This is a genomic window from Pseudomonas sp. F007, from assembly GCF_057814275.1.
In genome coordinates this window covers 1-17,662 of record NZ_JBVATA010000012.1, presented here as the reverse complement: position 1 = coordinate 17,662, position 17,662 = coordinate 1, and the positions used below count along the sequence as shown (strand labels likewise).

General features: G+C 63.8%; 13 protein-coding genes. 3 read left to right on the top strand and 10 right to left on the bottom strand.

Annotated features, from left to right (window positions below):
- Positions 1–19: 19 nt before the first annotated feature.
- From ACZYR5_RS27075 to ACZYR5_RS27040, 8 genes are all read right to left on the bottom strand, one after another.
- On the bottom strand, positions 20–556 hold the full coding sequence (locus ACZYR5_RS27075) for a response regulator (protein WP_489092822.1): 537 nt from the start codon (positions 554–556) through the stop codon (positions 20–22).
- 220 nt (positions 557–776) lie between these two features.
- Positions 777–1,745, bottom strand: coding sequence for a peptidylprolyl isomerase (locus ACZYR5_RS27070; RefSeq protein ID WP_489092823.1), 969 nt, complete (start codon positions 1,743–1,745; stop codon positions 777–779).
- Between the two features lie 14 nt (positions 1,746–1,759).
- Positions 1,760–3,319 (bottom strand): ABC transporter substrate-binding protein, encoded by a 1,560-nt coding sequence (locus ACZYR5_RS27065; RefSeq protein WP_489092824.1) that lies wholly within the window; start codon positions 3,317–3,319, stop codon positions 1,760–1,762.
- A 9-nt stretch (positions 3,320–3,328) separates the two neighbouring features.
- A complete protein-coding gene (locus ACZYR5_RS27060) occupies positions 3,329–3,958 on the bottom strand; it encodes an SCO family protein (RefSeq protein WP_489092825.1) in 630 nt (209 codons plus the stop codon).
- A complete protein-coding gene (locus ACZYR5_RS27055; RefSeq protein ID WP_489092826.1) occupies positions 3,955–4,602 on the bottom strand; it encodes an SCO family protein in 648 nt (215 codons plus the stop codon). Before ACZYR5_RS27055 ends, ACZYR5_RS27060 begins: the two co-directional genes overlap by 4 nt.
- 14 nt (positions 4,603–4,616) lie before the next feature.
- Positions 4,617–6,566, bottom strand: a complete 1,950-nt coding sequence (locus tag ACZYR5_RS27050) for a cytochrome D1 domain-containing protein (protein ID WP_489092827.1) — start codon at positions 6,564–6,566, stop codon at positions 4,617–4,619.
- Positions 6,567–6,598: 32 nt separating this feature from the next.
- The gene (gene mnxG / locus ACZYR5_RS27045) at positions 6,599–12,379 is read right to left on the bottom strand and encodes a manganese-oxidizing multicopper oxidase MnxG (protein WP_489092834.1); all 5,781 of its coding nucleotides are present in this window, start codon (positions 12,377–12,379) and stop codon (positions 6,599–6,601) included.
- Positions 12,380–12,644: 265 nt separating this feature from the next.
- Positions 12,645–13,250, bottom strand: a complete 606-nt coding sequence (locus ACZYR5_RS27040) for a lytic transglycosylase domain-containing protein (protein WP_489092828.1) — start codon at positions 13,248–13,250, stop codon at positions 12,645–12,647.
- A gap of 196 nt (positions 13,251–13,446) precedes the next feature.
- Between ACZYR5_RS27040 and gspG the strand changes: the two genes are divergently transcribed.
- From gspG to ACZYR5_RS27025, 3 genes are all read left to right on the top strand, one after another.
- Entirely contained in the window at positions 13,447–13,881 is a 435-nt protein-coding gene (gene gspG / locus ACZYR5_RS27035) for a type II secretion system major pseudopilin GspG (protein WP_489092829.1), read from the top strand.
- A 14-nt stretch (positions 13,882–13,895) separates the two neighbouring features.
- Positions 13,896–15,083, top strand: coding sequence for a type II secretion system F family protein (locus tag ACZYR5_RS27030; RefSeq protein WP_489092830.1), 1,188 nt, complete (start codon positions 13,896–13,898; stop codon positions 15,081–15,083).
- Between the two features lie 92 nt (positions 15,084–15,175).
- Positions 15,176–15,751, top strand: a complete 576-nt coding sequence (locus ACZYR5_RS27025) for a hypothetical protein (protein WP_489092831.1) — start codon at positions 15,176–15,178, stop codon at positions 15,749–15,751.
- A gap of 149 nt (positions 15,752–15,900) precedes the next feature.
- Here the strand turns inward: ACZYR5_RS27025 and ACZYR5_RS27020 are convergent, their stop codons facing one another.
- Both ACZYR5_RS27020 and ACZYR5_RS27015 read right to left on the bottom strand, forming a co-directional pair.
- A complete protein-coding gene (locus tag ACZYR5_RS27020; protein ID WP_489092832.1) occupies positions 15,901–17,187 on the bottom strand; it encodes an SEL1-like repeat protein in 1,287 nt (428 codons plus the stop codon).
- The coding region (locus ACZYR5_RS27015) for a phospholipase D-like domain-containing protein (protein ID WP_489092833.1) at positions 17,187–17,662 on the bottom strand (476 nt) is incomplete at its 5' end. The genes ACZYR5_RS27020 and ACZYR5_RS27015, both read right to left, overlap by 1 nt.

Genomic DNA, 17,662 nt, shown 5'->3' with positions numbered 1-17,662 from the left:
TTCAGTCTGTTCGCACCGCCTACTCCCCGGTGAGCAATTGTTCGTCGTCCGGTGCCGGTGGTCGCGATCCCTTTTGTCGGCGATCCGCCAGCACCCAACTGCCATCGTACAATTGCAGCGGGAATTTCTCGGTCCTGCTCTGGCGTCGTTCGACGAACCCTTCGGCTTGAGTGGCCCCGGCCCTTGGCTCCCGTTTCACCCCCAACAGATCGCAGACTGCACGAGCCAATTCCGCCAGTGGAAAAGGTTTGAACAGGATATGACTGATTCCCAGCTGGGCCGCGCGCTCACGGACCTCACTGGTCGGATGCGCGGTGATCAGCATGAAATGACAGTCCCCGCTCTGGCGGACAGCATCGAGCACCTGAAAACCTTCCATATCGGGCAAACGGTAATCAAGTACCACTACATCAGGTGAAAAGGTCTTCGCGAGTGCGATGGCTTTGGCACCGTCATGGGCAACCCGGACTTCCAGGCCCTGGTTCCCGAGGTAAACCTCAAGGTTCTGCGCCAGGATCTGTTCGTCTTCGACAACCAGTACTTTGTTGTTTAACAAGGTCGACTCCTTGAACCGTGCAGATCCGTTGTTCGGACCTGGGAGTGCGTGCCTTGAATAGGCTTACGCACACTTCATGCCAGGCTTAACGGCGGTTTTTGACCGCGCTATCTCTTTGATTTTCCGGGGTTCGTCTTTTTCTCACGGCCACCCATCCCCCAAAGACGGGGAAGCCTCTTGTATTACCCCTGACACTTGCCCCACTTGTGGGGACAGCGGGTCATTCATCGTCGATACGTTCAATCCGGTTGCGCTCCCTTAATTGCGCCAAGGCCTGCTGTCCTGCCTGAATCTGCTGCTGGCGAGCGAGATAACCCCTGACCAATGCGAGCCCCTGAGCCTCTTCGACCGCGCTGGCGGCCAAGTGGTTCTGTACTTGAATCAAATGCCAGCCAAATACCGTGCGAACCGGCTGGCTGACTTCTCCAGTCTGCATCGCAAAGGCAACTGTTTCAAATTCGGACACCATCTTTCCATGTGAAAAATAGCCCAAATCTCCACCCGCGCTCGCGGTGCTGTCCTGGGATTGGCTCCGGGCCAGGGTGGCGAAGTCCGCGCCCTGTTCGATCTGCGCCCGCAAGCCGAGCATTTGCTGGCGGCTGGCCTCAACCGTGGCGGCATCGGCGTCCGGGGCGAGCTTGAGCAGAATATGCCGGGCCTGGATCTGCTCGGGACGGGCCATGGCCGCGCGCTGGGCCTCGAAGAACTCGCGAACCTGCTTTTCGTCCGGTTCCTTGACCGTGACCAACTCGGTGTACATCTGCTGCGCAGCGAGCTCCTTGCGGGTGTAGTCGGCGAAGCAGTCCTCGTCGAACCCGGCATCTTCCAGGCGCCGAGCGAAGACTTCGTTGCCGCCGATGGCCGTGCGCAACTCGTCGATGTGCGCCTTGACCAACTCATCACTGATTTTCAGGCCACGCCGGGTTGCCTCCTGCCAGAGCAATTCCTTGTCGATCAGATCCCCCAGCGCAGCCTGGCGCAGTTGCTTGTAGGCCTTGGGGTTGCGAATGCTGCCCACGGCACGCCCCTGTGCCTGCAGGTATTCGGTGAAATAGCGTTCAAGGCGAAATTCGGAAATGGCCTGGCCATTCACCCGCGCAGCGGCCGGGCCATTGTCGTCGTTGTCGGTGTTGGCCTGGACCTCGGCCACCACGATCAGCAAGGTTATGAGCAGGCAACTGAACTTCATGATCGCTCCTCGCATCAGGGTGCCGTCGCTATCGGCTGATAGCGCGCGACAGGGAAGAAACGTTGATCGGGCAACTCCACGGTGACGATGTGCGCGCCGCGCAGGCCCATGTGCTGGCCGGGGCCGAAGCTCATCGGCGGGGTCAGGCCGGTGGAAAAATCGTGCAGGCCTTCCAGGGCCGCCAGCAGCTTCTCCCGGCTGGCGTCGCGTCCGGCCTGCTTGATGCCTTCGCTGAGCAGCAGCATCGCGCTGTAGGCGCCGACCTGCTGCACCGCGTGCCCTCCTTTCAAACCGCTGCGCTGGCGCAGTTGCGCAAGCGCCGCGCGCCCCTCGTCGGTCCAGTCGCCGGGGACAAACGGATAGGCGAGAAACACCCGCCGCGACAACGCCCCGGGCAACTGGCGGACATCGCCGGCCACCTGGCTCGAGGCGGCGAACAACTGGGGCGTGGCGCCCGTCGCCTGCAACTGCGTGCCGAGCTGGCCAAAGCCGGCGCCGCTGCCGAGATAGAACAGCGCCTGAATGCCGGTCAGTTGCGGGTCGAGCGACTGCGGTTGGGCCGGATCGAACGCCTGCACGCGCACCTGGGTCCAACCATGGGCCTGCAGGTAACCGTTCAGCTGTTGCGCCACCGCGCCCTGCCCACCCTGCTCCTGATAGACGATCAAGGTCGGCTGCTGACTGGCCTGCAAGTCGCGCGCGGCGAAATCCGCCAGGGCGATCAACTGTTCCGCCAGGCCCGGCAAGGGTTCGAAGATCTGCCGGCTGCGCGGGCTCGCGCCGAGCAAGGAGACCCCGCCCACCAGGGGCACTCCGCTCTCTTCCAGCACGGCCGGCAAGGCATCCCCCAATGCTGGGGCCAACGGCGAAATCAGGGCAAACACCGGCTGTTCGATAAGCTGGTGCAGGGCCGCCAGGGCACTGGCCTGATCCGGCCCCGGGTCGAGGATGGTCAGTTTCAATTGCCGGCCATGGATCCCCCCCTCCTCGTTGATCCGCGCAATGCTCGCCTGCAGCACCGCCGCCACCGTGCGCGCCTCGTCGGCCAGCGGGCCATCGCCAGGCAGCAAGGTGCCCAGGTGCAGGACGTCGGGCTCGAGGCCGGGATCGCGGTCATCGGCCAGGCGCTTGAGGTAGGCGGTCAGGTTGCGCTGGTCAGCCATGGTCAGGACAAAGCGCGGCATCGCCGGGTCGAGCCGCTGGTTGGCCGGATCCCGCCCTTCCTGCACCGCCCGCGCCACCGAGGCTTCGCTGTAACGCGGGTAGTCGCGGCCGTTGACCTGCTGTTGCCCGTAGGGCGCGCTGAGCCGTGACCAGGTGATGTCCGGCGGACGTATGCCACCTTCCGGACGCCCCAGGCCATCGTTGCCGTGGCAGTTGGCACACGGCATGGATGTCGCCGGCAACAGGATATCCGCCGCGCCGACCCGCGCCATCACCGTTTCACCACTGCTCGACAGCCCCTCGCGATACAGCCGTTTACCGGCGCTCTCTTCGGGCGTCAGGCTCAAGGCGTTGGCGGTCAGGCTCAGGCAACCGAGCAGGAGCAGGCTGGCGATCGGCAGACTCTTCATGATCGAGGCTCAGCGACCGGCAATCGGCATGGTCAACAGCTTCAGGCGCTCGGCGATGGCGCTGGGCGGTGCGTCGGGGCGAATCTTGCTCCAGCGTTTGTTGGCCACGTCGCCGACGATCAACTGGGTCGAATGTTGCTCCGGCGACGGGATGATCTGGCCGATGCGCCCCAGCACCAGGTCCATCTGCGCCTTGTCGCCGGTGAGGAACAGCCAGTTGGGATCGTCTGCACCCTGTTTCAGCGTGTAGGCCTTGAGCACCGCCGGGGTGTCGCGCAGCGGGTCGCTGGTCAGGGAGACGAAAGTCACCTGGTTGGCCATGTCACCCAGGGCCTCGCGCACTTCGCGCAGTTTGCGGGTGATCAGCGGGCAGGCGTCGTTGCAACTGGTGAAGATCACGTTGATCAGCACCACCTTGTTTTCCAGGGCATCGCTGTAGAAGCGCAGGGTCTCGCCGTTCTGGCTCTGCAACTCGGTGTCGGTAAACCAGGTCCGTGCGTCGCGCGTCCCGGCCGGGGCGGCGGCGGGCTGGGCGGCGCCCGGCGCTGGCTCGCTCATCTGATGGCCTTCATGGGCGAAGGCCAGGGTGCTGAAGATGAAATAGCAGACCGTCAGGGCGATCCAGTCAATGGCTCTCATGGCTGGCTCTCCAGGGCAATGGCGGTGTGTTTGGCGTGCACCCGCAGGCCGCTGAGCTTGTTGATTTCAGTGATCAGCACTTGCGGATCGGTGAAGCCGTAGTAGCGGGTCCAATGGCTGCTGTTGCCGTCGCCGACCATGATCAGCGGCGCATGGTTCTTCAGGTCCGGACTCTGCGCGCCGAGGCCCTTGAGGGTGTCGTTGATCGACGGCGCCGAACCGGTCAGCCAGCTCCAGCCCGGCCCGTGCTGGAATTGCCGGGCGTAGTCCGCCAGGCGCTTGGGGTCGTCGCGCAATGGATCGACGCTGATCGACACCAGTTGCACGTCGCTGCCAACCCGCCCGCCCAGCTGTTTCTGGACCTTGCCCATGATCGAGGACACCACCGGGCACACCGTGGTGCAGCTGGTGTAGATGAAGCCCATGACCACGATCTTGTCGTTCAGCAGGTCTTTTTCCAGGTGCACCGCCTTGCCGTCCTGGTCCACCAGCGGCACGTCGACGATTTCCACCCGGGTGCTCTCCAGGCGCGCAGCGGGCGCCTGGTGCTGCGAATGATCCTCGGCGTTGTGGGCGTAGGCCTGGTTGATCGAGGCGGCCAGCACACACACCGTCAGCAGTCTTTGCAGATTGAATCGATTCATGTCCAGCTCCTTGATCATTGGGCAGCGCCGGGAACGACCCGTACGCTGGCAAAGGATTGGGTGTCGAAATTCGCGCCCAGCGAAGCGGCCCGCACGTGCACGTACCAGGCGCCGCTCTTGTCCAGGTTCAGCGGTGCTTCGTACACGCCATCGCTGACCTCTTTGGCGGCAACCACCTGCACCCGTGACGTAGGCGCGAGGAAGTAGCGCACCTCGACGTCCTTGACGCCGATGCGCGGCAGCTTGCCGGCGTCCTGGGCGATGCGGAACCGGGCGACGAAGGGGCTGCCCAGTGGCACCGCGCTTTTCTCCAGGAGGAAGTCGACGCTGGGCGCACCGAGGTGCCGGGCCACCTGGCTGTCGGCCTGCACCTGCACGCTGAAACAGTGGACGATGCTCGGCTGGTTGAGCAGGAAGGCGACGTCGAAATCACCGGCCGGCGGCAGCTTGATCCGCGAGCTGTAGACCCCCGGTTCGACCTCGCGCAGGCTGCGGTCGATGACCATCGCCGCGCGCGCCACCTGGCCGCGATTGGGGTAGCCGGACATCGGCGCGTTCATGCCTTCGGCATAGAAGTAGGTGGTGTTGTCCGCCTGGTTGACCACGAACACCGAGTTCTCGTCCCGGGAAATCGCCAGCCCGGACGCCAGCGGCAAGTCACCGGCCAGGCGTGGCGCAGTAGAGCCGGCCTCGAAGCCCTGGACGATCGGCGTGCGACCCTGGCCCAGGGACGACAGGTTGATCATGGTCACCTTGGACGACGCCAGCCCGCGGATGTAGGCGTAGGCCTTGCTGAACACCACCTGGTAAGGCTCGGCGGAGACCTCCACTTCGTGGATCAGGCTGTCGGTGGCGGCGTCGACAATCGCGACCCGATTCTCCAGGGTGTTGAGCACGATACCGAAGCGCCCGTCGCTGGAAAAACCCATCGGCCCCAGGCCCTGGCGGCTCTTGATGACTTTGCGCAGCGCCGGGTTCTGGCCGTCGACCACGGTGATGGTGCCATCCTTGCCATCGGCCACGTACACCGCCTGGGACAACGCCGAATAGGCCACCGACAGCGGGTGCGAACCGGTCTTGAGCTGTTGCTGGATGCTCAAGGTGGCGACGTCGATGATGCTCAAGGTGCCGTCGTCGCGGTTGCTGACGAAGGCGAAGCGTGAGTCCCGGCTGAAGGTGATTTCGTGGTGACCACGGCCGGTGGCCAGGTGCTTGAGGGGTTCGAGGGTCTGCACATCGATCACCGTGACCCCGGCCTCGGCGCCATCGCTGGCATTGTTGCCGACCCACAGCAGGCGCTCGTCAGGCTGCAGGGCCACGCGCACCGGTTGCTTGCCGGCGGGGATCGAGTCGATCAGCTTGAATTTTTCCGCGTCTATTACCGCCACCTCACCGGCGGTCGGCATCGACACGAAGATGCGTTTGTTGTCCTTGCGGCTGACCCAGTCCATCGGCGGCTGCTTGAGGTCGATGCGCCCCAGGGTGCTGGTGATGCCGCCCACCGACACCGAGGGGTCGACGATCGAGACGCTGGCGTCCTGGTTCATGATGAATACGTAGTAGCTGTTGAGGTCGAGCATCGGCCGCGCGCCGACGCTGCTTTTGAGGAACGCGCCGACCCGCGACTTGCAACTGCGGTCGCGGCCCTGGGCCTGATCGGCGGCGGTCTGCTGCGGATCGACCCAGGCCCCCGGTGCAACCCCGGCCAGAGGTTGGCCGGAAGCACTGTCGGTGAGGCTGAAGCGCACGTCGGCGAAGCTGCCTTCGACCAATTGACCGCCAGGCTGGACCGGGCGTAGCTGGAACTCCACCGCCACGCCGTCGCGCTCCAGGCGCTGCGCGCCCAACCCGTCCCTGGGCGCCGCCTGGGTCTCGGCGTGGCAGGCGCTGACCCACGCCCCGCCACCGCTCAACAGCAGCCCGGCCAGCAACGCATACCCGGCGACTCTGGTTTGCATGTTCATGACGCGTCCCCCTCCATGTTGTCGCTGGTCGCTCAAGGTGCCGGTGCCGGCGCCGGTTCCGCTTCGTTGGTAACCCGCAACAGCCCCCACAGGCCCGAGGTGCTGCCAAAGGACCCATAGTCACGGAACAGGTAGTCGCCCGGGATGGCGTTGCTGCCGCCGGCACTCGGGTGCATGAAGCTGAAGTGCGCCGCCGGCAGGATGCTCTCGTGGGCGCCGACGTACATCGACATCGGGTTGTAGCCGAAGCGCACCGAGCCCACCCCGGCCGAACTCATCGGATAGCCGCCGGTGTCGCTCTTCTCGGACTGGAACGGGTTCACCGACCAGACATGCCCGTCCAGTTGGAAGGTGCTGCCGCGACTGCCACCGGTGGGCATCATGATGTGGGTGCGGAACGGTTGCCCCGGCTTCACATAGAGCACCGGCGTCTGCGGATCACCGCCCACCAGCGCGTTGCTGTAGGCCATGTGCGCATTCGGCAGGTCGGCGAAACCGTGACCGTCGGCATGCCCGAACGGCGCATCCGGGGCCAGGCCGAAGCGGTACCACAGCGGCTCGCTCTTGTAGTTGATGGCCATGCCCGAGTTGTCCTGCGGATCGGTGGGCACCCCGTTGCCTTCAGCAGCCAGGGCTTCCACCGGCCGACCGTTGGCCCAGCGCATGTTCAGCGCCTTTTGCCAGACCATCGCGAAATCGCGGTACACCGCCTGGCCAGGCGCGGTGACAGTGGCCGTGGCGCGACGCGCATCGTCCACCCAGGTGGCGCCGACCGGCAGGATACTCATCGCCCCGCCCAGGCCTTTCTGTGGCTGTTTGATCACGTCCGCCGGGGTGATGTTCAGGCCGCCGAACTCCACTGCCGTGGCGTTGATGTTGTCGACACTGCGCCCCAGTTGGGTGATCGGCTTGCCTTCACGCTCCAGGTGCCCGGCGTAGTACTGGTAGGTCCGGGTCGGCCAGGCACCGCTGTTGCCCACCCGCGGTGGCACGGTCTGTACCGGGTTGGCACCGACGTTGACACCATCGGATTTGGTGATGTCATACGACAGCAGCTGCGCATGCAGGCCAACATGGCTCGATGGCCGAATCAGGTTGTTGCTGAAGGTGGTCGAGCCCAGCGCACTGAAGCGGTCGCGCTTGACCACGCCTTGCACCACGGCCGACTGACTCAGGTCCGGCATGACCAGCGGCAGGCGATTTTCCAGGGTGACGTTGATGCAGTCGCCCGCCGCTGCGCGCAGCACCAGCGGTTCGACCGGGATACCGGGTTTGAGCTTGCCGGTCACCGGATCGAGGTCAGCCTTGCGCACGTAGAGAATCGCGGTCGGGTCGTGCAGCGGCCCGCTTTGGCCACCGACGGTAAAGGTCACGCCGTCCTCGAGATCAGTCACGGTGGCTTGCGGGATGCTCACGGCGCGCGAGTTGTAGACCAGGGTGCCGCCGGCAGGATTCAACGCTCCGCCGACGTGCTGGCCGAGCCCCGCCGAATCCGCGATCGACAGGCCCAGGGAATTGCCGAGGATGTCGTTGGCCAGCGCCGCGACCACTTCATAGTTGCGCTGCACGGTCGGCCGGGTGCCGATGCCATTGGGGTTGGCGCTGATCCGTGGGCAGGTGCCATCGAAGGCCACGGTGTTGCGCATGCCCACCGGCTTGGCGTTGTTCGGCAAGGCGAACAGGTCGTTGCGTTGCGCGGTGTAGTTGCGCATCACGCCCCAGATTCCGCTCCAGTAGCCTTCGATCGAGGCGTCCATCGAGTACAGGTAGTCACCGGTGGTGGCCGCTGAACTGGAGAGCATCGCCACCGGCGCATTGAAGCCCATCTGCTCGGAAATACCGATCATCTGCGAGGCACGCCAGCCTGAGTTGGAACTGTTGCCGAAACCGGAGCCGCTGCGCAGCCATTTGACCCCGTGCAGGGTGACGTTGTGCTCTTCTTCGTGACCACCGGCATGCACCCGCAGCCGCACGTTGTCACCGGTGTAGGTGCGCAACATCGGGGTGAACGGGTCACCCGGTTCGGCGCCGCCACGGTTGATGTGGGGCGGGAACAGGGTGGTGCCGCCGGTTGGGCCGGTGGCCGAGGTGACCAGGTTGGGCGCCAGGTTCATCGCCGGGATGGCGCGGTCGGTACGGCTGTGCAGGGCGAACGCGAGGTCACCGCCCATGCCGTCGGCCTGCATGCCGCGCTTGCCGTCCGGGCCGACCTTGTTCGGGTCATAGACCCGCAAACCCAGCGGCTCGTTGCGATAATTGACCACGAACATGCCCGGGTCATCGACCGAGATCGCCTGCGGGCATGGCCGGCTTGGGCATCCAGGCAGTTGCCCGCCCGGCACTTCGACCACCCCTTCGATCAACGTGCTGCCGTTGTTGCGCACCGGCGGGTTGATCGCGTAGCGGAAGCTGTCGGCAGTGGGCGGGAAGGCCTGTGCGTTGGGCACGCCATTGGGCCCGGCACCGACATATACACCGGCTTCATAGGCGTGCTGGAAGTCGCTGTACTCGAGGAAGAACTCGCGGAAGCTGTCGTTCTTGCCGTCGCCATCCAGGTCCCCGGTGTTGATCACCGCCTGCCACGAAGTCGGCCCGCCGTCCTGGCGTGCGCCGCTGTACAACGGCTCGCCGGTCTCGGCATGGAACCAGGTGGAGCCGGCAGGCTCGGCCAGTACGGTGGCGTACAGACCAATCTGCTGGTGAGTCGATGGGCCGAGGTGGTCGTGGGTGAAGATGGTCCCCAGGCCACGGTCGACGCCCTTGGTGTTGACCACCGGATCGACGAACCAGCGCTGCATGGCGGTTCGTGCGCCCAGCCAGTCCGCCCGGCCGTATTGGCCAAAGTACGGGTGGTTTTTCGCTTGCGGGCAGGCCGGCGTGCCGTCACGCGGGTCGGCGGCGGCGCACTGGTTGAACTCGCGGATCGCATGGATGCGTTCTTGCACCGCGCCTGGAGAAAGCACGCCGTCCTCGTAGTTCCAGCCGTTGGACGAGCCATCGGCGGAGACCAGGTCCCATTTCGGCAGGTGGATGTGCTGGCCGATCACGTCGGTCGGCGTGCGCACTTGATAGTCGTCCATCTCGTACGTGGCCGGCACCAGGTTGGTTTGCTGGTACTGCACGCAGTCGAAGGTGTTCATGCGCATCACCAGCGGCTCTGGCGGACGCTGCTTGGTGATCACCGGCCAGGCGTCTTCCCACAGCGCGAGGATGCGTGCTTGCGGGAAGTGGTAGCCAACCTTGTTGTAGACCGCGTCGAACTGGATGTTGGCAGCCTTGTAGATGCGCGGACGGTCGGCGGTGTAGGTCGAGGCGCCGATGAAGGTCATGCCGTCGATGCGTTCGCCGCTGTTGAACTCACCGGTGCCGGCGCCGCTGGTCAGGCGTTTTTGCCGGTCATCCATGCAGGGTTCGTAATAAGGCGCGCCGGCCACCGGCAAGGCGCCGTTGGTGCGGAAGTTGCGCGGCACGATCTGGCTGCCGGGCAGCAGTGCGTAGCTGGGATGGTCTTTCTGGGCGTGGAAAGCCATCGCCGCCTGTTCGACCTCGGTGCCCTCTTCCGGCAGGTAGATCGGTTTGGCACGGGTGACTTCCTTGGAGAAGTCCAGCGAGGAAGTCACGGTGTGCGCCTCGCCACCGGCAGACACGCCATCCAGGGTATGGCGGCCAAGACCGCCGTCCCAACCACCGGAGGCATTCGGGTCGAGGTTGGCCCACAGTGCGTTGCCGCTGTTTTTCAGGGCCTGGGCCTTGGCGGCATCGAGCATGTCCAGCGGTGGGGTTGGCGGACGTTGGCCGACCGAACTTTCCATGCCGCCGATCCAGAACGGATAACCGGGGTTTTTCAGACTGCCGTCAGCGTTGCGGTTGGCCTCGCTGCGGTCCACCAGCGCCAGGGAGCCGATGGCCTGGGTGCCACTGCCGCCGCCATGGTGTTCACCGTCGTCGTCACCTTCATCATCGTCGTCATGGGCGGCCACCTGGGTCTCGCCGATTTTCGGCACGATGGCGACCTTGCCTGGCATCGGCGCCATGGCTTTGCCCGGCAGCGGCACCACCGCAGGAATCGGCGTACCGGCAATGATCTCGCCATCGGGCAAGGCCCGCGCGCCAGCAGCCGGCTTGCCGCTGCGCAAGGCATAAGGTTGGTTGTGATAGCCGTCTTCACCCTGCTGCGAGACCTCAAGCCGGGTGCCTTCCTCGAACACATCGTGGACCCGCCACATCGACCACATGCCCTGGGCGAAGTGCGGGTAGAAGTGACAGTGATAAATCGCGTCGCCAGCCACCCGATTGCGGTTGCCCGAACCGCCGTTGGCGATTTCATAGGTGTAGCCAGCGCCCGGCCCGATGGCCTGGGCGTCGACATAGTCGGAGTCGTCGTCGTTGGGGTTGAACAGCCACTGGTGACCATGCAAGTGGAAAATATGCTGTTCCTTGCCGTTGTGGGTATTGCGGAATTTGACGAAGTCACCGATGTAGCTGTGGTTGACGTTCGAAGGCTCGGATGGGTACAGCGCCATGGTGGCCTTGACCCCGATCTGGTCGGCGCGCGGCACTTCCCCTGGACGAATGTTTTCCAGACCGGCGTTGGCCGGTACGTCCACCAGCATCGCCACGTCACCGACGGTATGGGAGCTGAGGAAGAATTCTTCATAGGCGCAGGACAGGCAATCGTGCATCGGTCCCACGCCCAGGCGATTGGCGACCACTTCGGCACCCATGCCGCCGGAACCGTAGTTGATCATGAAGGCGTCGCGGGTCGGCTCGAGCACGTGGGCCATTACCGGGTCTGCCCAATAGGCGGGGAACGCCTGGGTGGCGGCGGTTTCATCCTGGAATTGCGAGGCAAAATCGCGAAACGGTTCCAGTCGGTTGGGAAGCGCCGGATTGCGCTTGCCCATGGATTCCAGTGGGTAAGTGATGGGCGGAAAACTGCCATCGGCATTGCTGCCCATGATAATGGCGTCGCTTTCGCTGGAGATGATCTCGTTGCCATCGACCATGTTGATGATCGGCGTGCCGGCCTTGCCTTCACGGATCCACGGCTCACGCTGCGGGTAGCGCGCCTGGTAGTCGACGATGGGCTGGCCGGTGGGCGCGCGGCCGCTGCTGGCCAGGCGCATTTCTTCTTCGGTAATGGTGTTGCGGTAGCTGCGACCGCCCTTGGGCACCACCACCACTTCACCGAACAGGCCGTTGGCGACGTTGCCGGCGTTGCCCTCACCGCCAAAGCTGGCGCCACGGCTGCTCACCGCAAAGCCGCCTTCACGCTCGGCATACAGGGTATAGGTCCGGGAGGCGCCAGGAGCCACCAGGGCGTTGCCATTGCGACCGCTGAACGAGGCAATGTCATCGATGCCGTTGACCGCTTGCAGGCCATTGACCTGGAAGCCGACGTGGCGGTCGGTGACCTGTTCGTCGACCTTGTACTGGTCAGGCATATCGGCCTTTACGCCTGCTGCCTCGCCTTCGCCATCCGGCCCTTCGACATGCTTGTTCGGGTTGGCCTGGTACGCCAGCAGGTTCTGCAGGTTGATGGTCAGGCAGTCACCGGCGGCCACGCGCAACACCAGTGGCCGTGGACGTTTGTCCGGGCGCAGCGAGACTTTGCCCGGCACCGCCGCACCGCCCTGGGCCAGTGACATTTCGCGGTCATCGACCACGTCGCGACGCAGGGCGAACATCATGCCGTTGGCGTTCTGCGCACCGAGGCGGTTGAACATCAGCGGCTGATCGAGGGCCACGACATTGGCCACCAGGTTGCGCTCGCAGCGCACCGCCGCCTCGGCCTGGGATTCGAGGCCGAACATCGAGCAGGCCAGCAACAGGAAGCTGAGTGCGGAGCGGGTCGGGAGTCTGGCTGACATGGTGGACGACCTCGAAGTGGTGCTCATGGGAGCGATTCTCGATAGAGCGGCGAGTGCAATTCCTGAGCCAAAAAAAATAGTGTTTGTTTTCAACGCGTTATAAAAACTACCTGAAGCCACAGGGGACTATCCCCCACTTTTTCCCCACTTTGCGGGCCTGCCCCGCTTGCCCCACTTATGGGGCAACCCGCCCCAGCGAGTGGTTCGCCTACAGTGGCGCATCCACCGCCAGGCCCTGCAAATGCCGGTAGTGGCGCAGCACATTGGGCACATAGCGCTGGGTTTCAGCGAACGGCGGAATCACCCGGCCGCGGCTCATCACCGCGTCTGGACCGGCGTTGTAGGCGGCGACGGCGAGAGAGATATCGTTGTCGAACAGGTTCATCAGGCGCTTGAGGTAACGCGCGCCGCCCTGGATGTTGTCCTTGGGGTCGTAGACGTCGGTCACACCCAGCTCGCGGGCGGTGTCGGGCATCAACTGCATCAATCCGCCCGCGCCCTTGGGTGAACGCGCCTTGGAGTTGTAGTGAGACTCGGTCTGGATCACCGCGTGCAGCAGGGCTTCAGGCAACTGGTTGGCGCTGGCCGCCTCGGCGACCAGTTCGGCGAACGGCCGGTCGGCAATCATCTGCGGCATTTCGCTGGGAACGCTGGTGCCGGCGACCTCGGGCACCACCCGTTCATAGTGCCGGCCAGGGCGGTGGACATTGGACAGCACGTAGCCGCCGTTGGCATCGATCGAGACGTAGACGTCTGCTTGAGCAACACCCACCAGCGCCAGGGCGCCCCACAGTCCTGCGATAATTCTTTGCATGATCGCGCTCCCATCACCGGCCCCGAAAAGTGGGGCTTATGCCCCACAAATCGGAGGCTGCAAGGGTATACGCAAGCACTGTGCCGACTCCGCCAAGCCCTCTGTTTGCGGGGCTTTGGCCGGAATCTTCGGGCTGAGCATGGCAATTGCATAGCGCTGTATACCGTCCCTTGTTGCCCACTCCAGTGAGGTCATCATGAAAGGCTTTCCGTTTAATGCACCGCGACGCCAAGGCGGGTTCACCCTGCTCGAACTGTTGGTGGTGCTGGTGGTGCTCGGCCTCTTGGCCGGGATCGTCGCGCCGAAGTATTTCGCCCAGTTGGGCCGTTCCGAAGCCAAGGTCGCCAAGGCGCAGATCGAAGGCCTGGGCAAGGCCCTGGACCTGTATCGCCTGGAGGTCGGCCACTACCCTTCGACCGAACAGGGTTTGCAGGCACTGGTCACCGCACCCAGCGACGAGACCCACTGGACCGGCCCCTACCTGCAGAAAAAGCTGCCGCAGGATCCCTGGGGCCGCAACTACACCTACCGCTACCCCGGGGAAAACGGCGAGTACGACCTGCTGTCCCTGGGCAAGGACGGTCAGCCCGGCGGCGAAGGCGAGAACGCCGAAATCACCAGTTGGCAGTGAAACGGGGGTGATCCATGCGCTTTCTTCTTAAAGCAGTGGGCAAAGGTGCGGTGGTGTCGATGACCGTCGACGCGCCAGGCCAGAGCGAAGCCCGGCGGATCGTCGAGGAACAGGGCCTGCGGGTGGTCAGCCTGCGTGCCGAACGGCATTGGCGCTCGCTGCGCCTGCAGGGCAAGGAACACTTCAACCTGGTGCTGTTCAGCCAGGAGCTGACCACTTTGCTCAACGCCGGCCTGCCGCTGATCGATGCGCTGGAAAGCCTGGCGGAAAAAGAAACCGCTCCCCAGGCCCGCAAGACCCTGAGCGAACTGGTGCGCCTGTTGTACGAAGGCAAATCCTTCTCCCAAGCCCTGGGGCAGATGTCGGCGGTGTTCCCGCCGCTGTACGTGGCGCTGGTGCAATCGAGTGAAAAGACCGGCGCGGTCGGCGAGGCCTTGTCGCGCTACGTTTCCTATCGCCAGCGCATGGATGAGGTGAAGCAGAAGATCATCAGTGCCTCGATCTACCCCCTGCTGTTGCTGGTGGTGGGCGGCGGCGTGGTGCTGTTTTTGATGGGCTATGTGGTGCCGCGCTTCAGCCTGGTGTTCGAAGGCCTGGGCTCCAATTTGCCGTGGCTGTCCCAGGTGTTGATGAGCACCGGGATGTTCCTGCATGCCCATCAGCTGGAGTTTTTCGGCGGCATCGGCGCGACCGTCGCCGGCATCGCCCTCCTCCAGCGCCAGCCAGCATTCCGGCGAGCCGTGGATCGGCTGCTGGAAAAACTGCCGGCGGTGCATCAACGCATTTTCATGTACGAACTGGCGCGCTTCTACCGCTCCCTGGGCATCCTGCTGCAAGGCGGGATCCCGATCCTGACCGCCATGGGCATGGTCCGCGGCCTGCTCACTGTCGGCTCGCGGACACGCCTGGACCAGGCCGCCGAACGGGTCCGCGAAGGCCTGGCGCTGTCCACCGCGCTGGAGGCCAATCACCTGGTGACCCCGGTTTCCCTGCGCCTGCTGCGGGCCGGCGAACAGTCCGGCAACCTGGGGCAAATGATGGAACGCAGCGCCGATTTCTACGACGAAGAAATCAGCCGTTGGATCGAGTGGTTCGTGCGCCTGTTCGAACCGCTGTTGATGACCTTTATCGGCTTGTTGATCGGGGTCATCGTGATCCTGATGTACATGCCGATTTTCGAACTGGCGTCGAGCATTCACTGATTCACGGATGCGGCGCGGGTGTACCAGGTGCGAAAGCACCCCACTGGTTGTATGTCTCCAGTCGGTTCGATGGAGCCTTTGCGGGAGGTCACATGCAATTCACAAAACCTTTGCTGGCGGTGGCGCTGGGCGCGATTTTGTCAGCTTCATTTGTGCTGATCCCTGACAGCGTTTCGGGGGTTTCGACTGTGCACGCCAAGGAGGGAGGTGGTGGTGGCGGTCATGGCGGTGGCGGTGGTGGTGGTGGTGGTGGTGGTGGTGGTGGCGGCGGTGGCGGCGGTGGCGGTGGCGGTGGCGGTGGCGGTGGCGGTGGCGGTGGCGGCCATGGTGGAGGTGGAGGCAACGGAGGTGGTGGTGGCAGCGGCAATGGCGGTGGCCACGGTGGCGGTGGTGGCAGCGGTAACGGCGGTGGGCACAGCGGCGGCTCGGGTTCCAGTGGCAGTGGTCACGGCGATGGCGGCGCGTCGAGTTCAGGCCGCAGCGGTAGCCACTCCGAGGCCGGTGATGATCATGGGGTGCATGCGGGTGGTGAGCCCGGGGATGACCATGGTGTGCATGCGGCGGGTGAGCCGGGAGATGATCGCGGGCTGCATGCGGCGGGTGAGCCCGGGGATGATCGCGGGGTGCATGTGGGGGGTGAGCCGGGAGATGACAAGCGGGCTAATTGAGACACGAATGCACTCCCCTCGCAGCAGTCTATTGTTGTCGGCTTGAGGTCGGGCTGCCTTTCCCTGTGAGCACTATTTTCAAGCATCGCACTGCGCCGCTGGGGGCACGCCCTCCAGCGGCGGCAGTTTTACGGCACTCTCGAATTTCCTCATCCAAGCAACTGCCACCTCAGCCCTACCTCCGTGGGCACCAGCGTGGTTGAAAGTGGCCAGATACGCGCGCGGTAGTGGGCGCCCTCCACGTAGGGCATGGTCTCGCCCTTTTTGACATAACGATCATCGGGGTATTTCTTGACCGTGTAGAAGTGATAGTTGTACGAATCGATCTTCCAGTAGCCGCTCTCCGGGCAAACCGAACCGCTTCGGCAGGTCACCCCGTGAAAACGAGCATCCTTGAACGCCGGAGAACCTGGCATGGGTTTTCCGGTGGCCGGGTCGAGGACCATGGCCTTGGTCAGTTGCTGGATCAATTCTGGGCTGGGTTTTTCGGGGGGGATGTTGGCCAGGCGAGCTTCGACCCATTGCAGCTTGCCGTCCCAGGCGGGGAGCTTGGCGGGGGGTAGCGGGACGATTTCGTTGATTTCGGGGACGCTGGGGTTGGCGTAGGAGTAGCCCGAGAGCATCTTCCAGATTTTGTCGTATCGTTCGGCACGTTCCAAGTCTTCGGTTTGACCAAGGTAATGCAGCCGATTATCCGGTTTGGGACCTCGAAAGCCTTTTCGCAAGAAAGAAGCAGAGGTGCTGTCTCCTGCTGCTACGCCTAGTTGGAAGGCCTTGAGGGCCTCTTGATAATGCCCGTCTGTCGACAAATCCACTCCCAACTCTAAAGCAGCCCCACCATGCCCTTGCGCCGCAGCGCATTGGCGCATCGAAGGCGCAACTTTGGGAGCAATGCTAATCGGCGCCAACTTCTCGGCTATGTCGTACTGGGCTTGAGCGCTCCCCTTATCGGCAGCCTTGCGGTAATATCGCAAGGCCATCTCCGAGTCTTGCTTCAACCCGGCCGAGCCTTGCTCCAACATGATTCCGATGAAGTAATACCCCGTCGCCACACCATGGTCGATCAGTTGTTGGCTCAAGCGCAGATGCTCCAGACCACGCAACGTAAAGTGCCCGCGCATCGCCCCATTTTGCAGGTTGATATTGGCTTTAAAGTGCCCATTCTCGGCGGCGATGCGGTACAAGCGCTCGATCTCGACATTGACGCTTTTCTCGCGCCTGAGCGCATTGTTTTTTTGCAGCCAACGGGCGTATTGGAAGACCACATCGGCTTCGGCCGAGGGCTCGGGTATCTGCTCGTGGGCACAAGTGAAATCCAACTTGGCCTTGATCTCGGTGAGTGGAATCACATGAGGGTCCTTTTTCATATAAGTGAAGGTGCTGCGGCTATCGCAAGCGCCCAGCAGCAGGCAAGTCAGCAGGAGGAACCGACGCATCAGTCCAGATTCTTCAAGGTGCGTTTGCCGTAATAGAACTCGACGAGGGGCGCGTATGGGGATAGCTCTTTGGACTGAAGGTTTTTGTTCCGCTTGATGATCTCCTGCCAAGCAACAAACGCCTCCCCCGCATCATCCTGCACCCCCAACCCACCCGTATGCATATCCCACAACCGCCGACGCAACGCCTGCGTCACACTCGCCCACTCATGGGCAATGTTCAGTTCACTGTCGACCTGCATGCTCCGAGTGTTGAGATTGGCCGAGCCCTGGGTGGTGAAGACGTCGTCGACGATCATCAACTTGGAATGGATGTACACCGGGGTCCAGGGCCTGCCGGCCGGTGAGTCGGGGGCCACCAGCGAGCAGATGTGCACTTTCAATCCAGGAATGTCTTCGGCCAACACGCTGCTGTCGTTGATCTCCTTGATCTTCCGGTCAAGCTCGCGCTGCCACTGCGCCAGTTCGCGCTGGC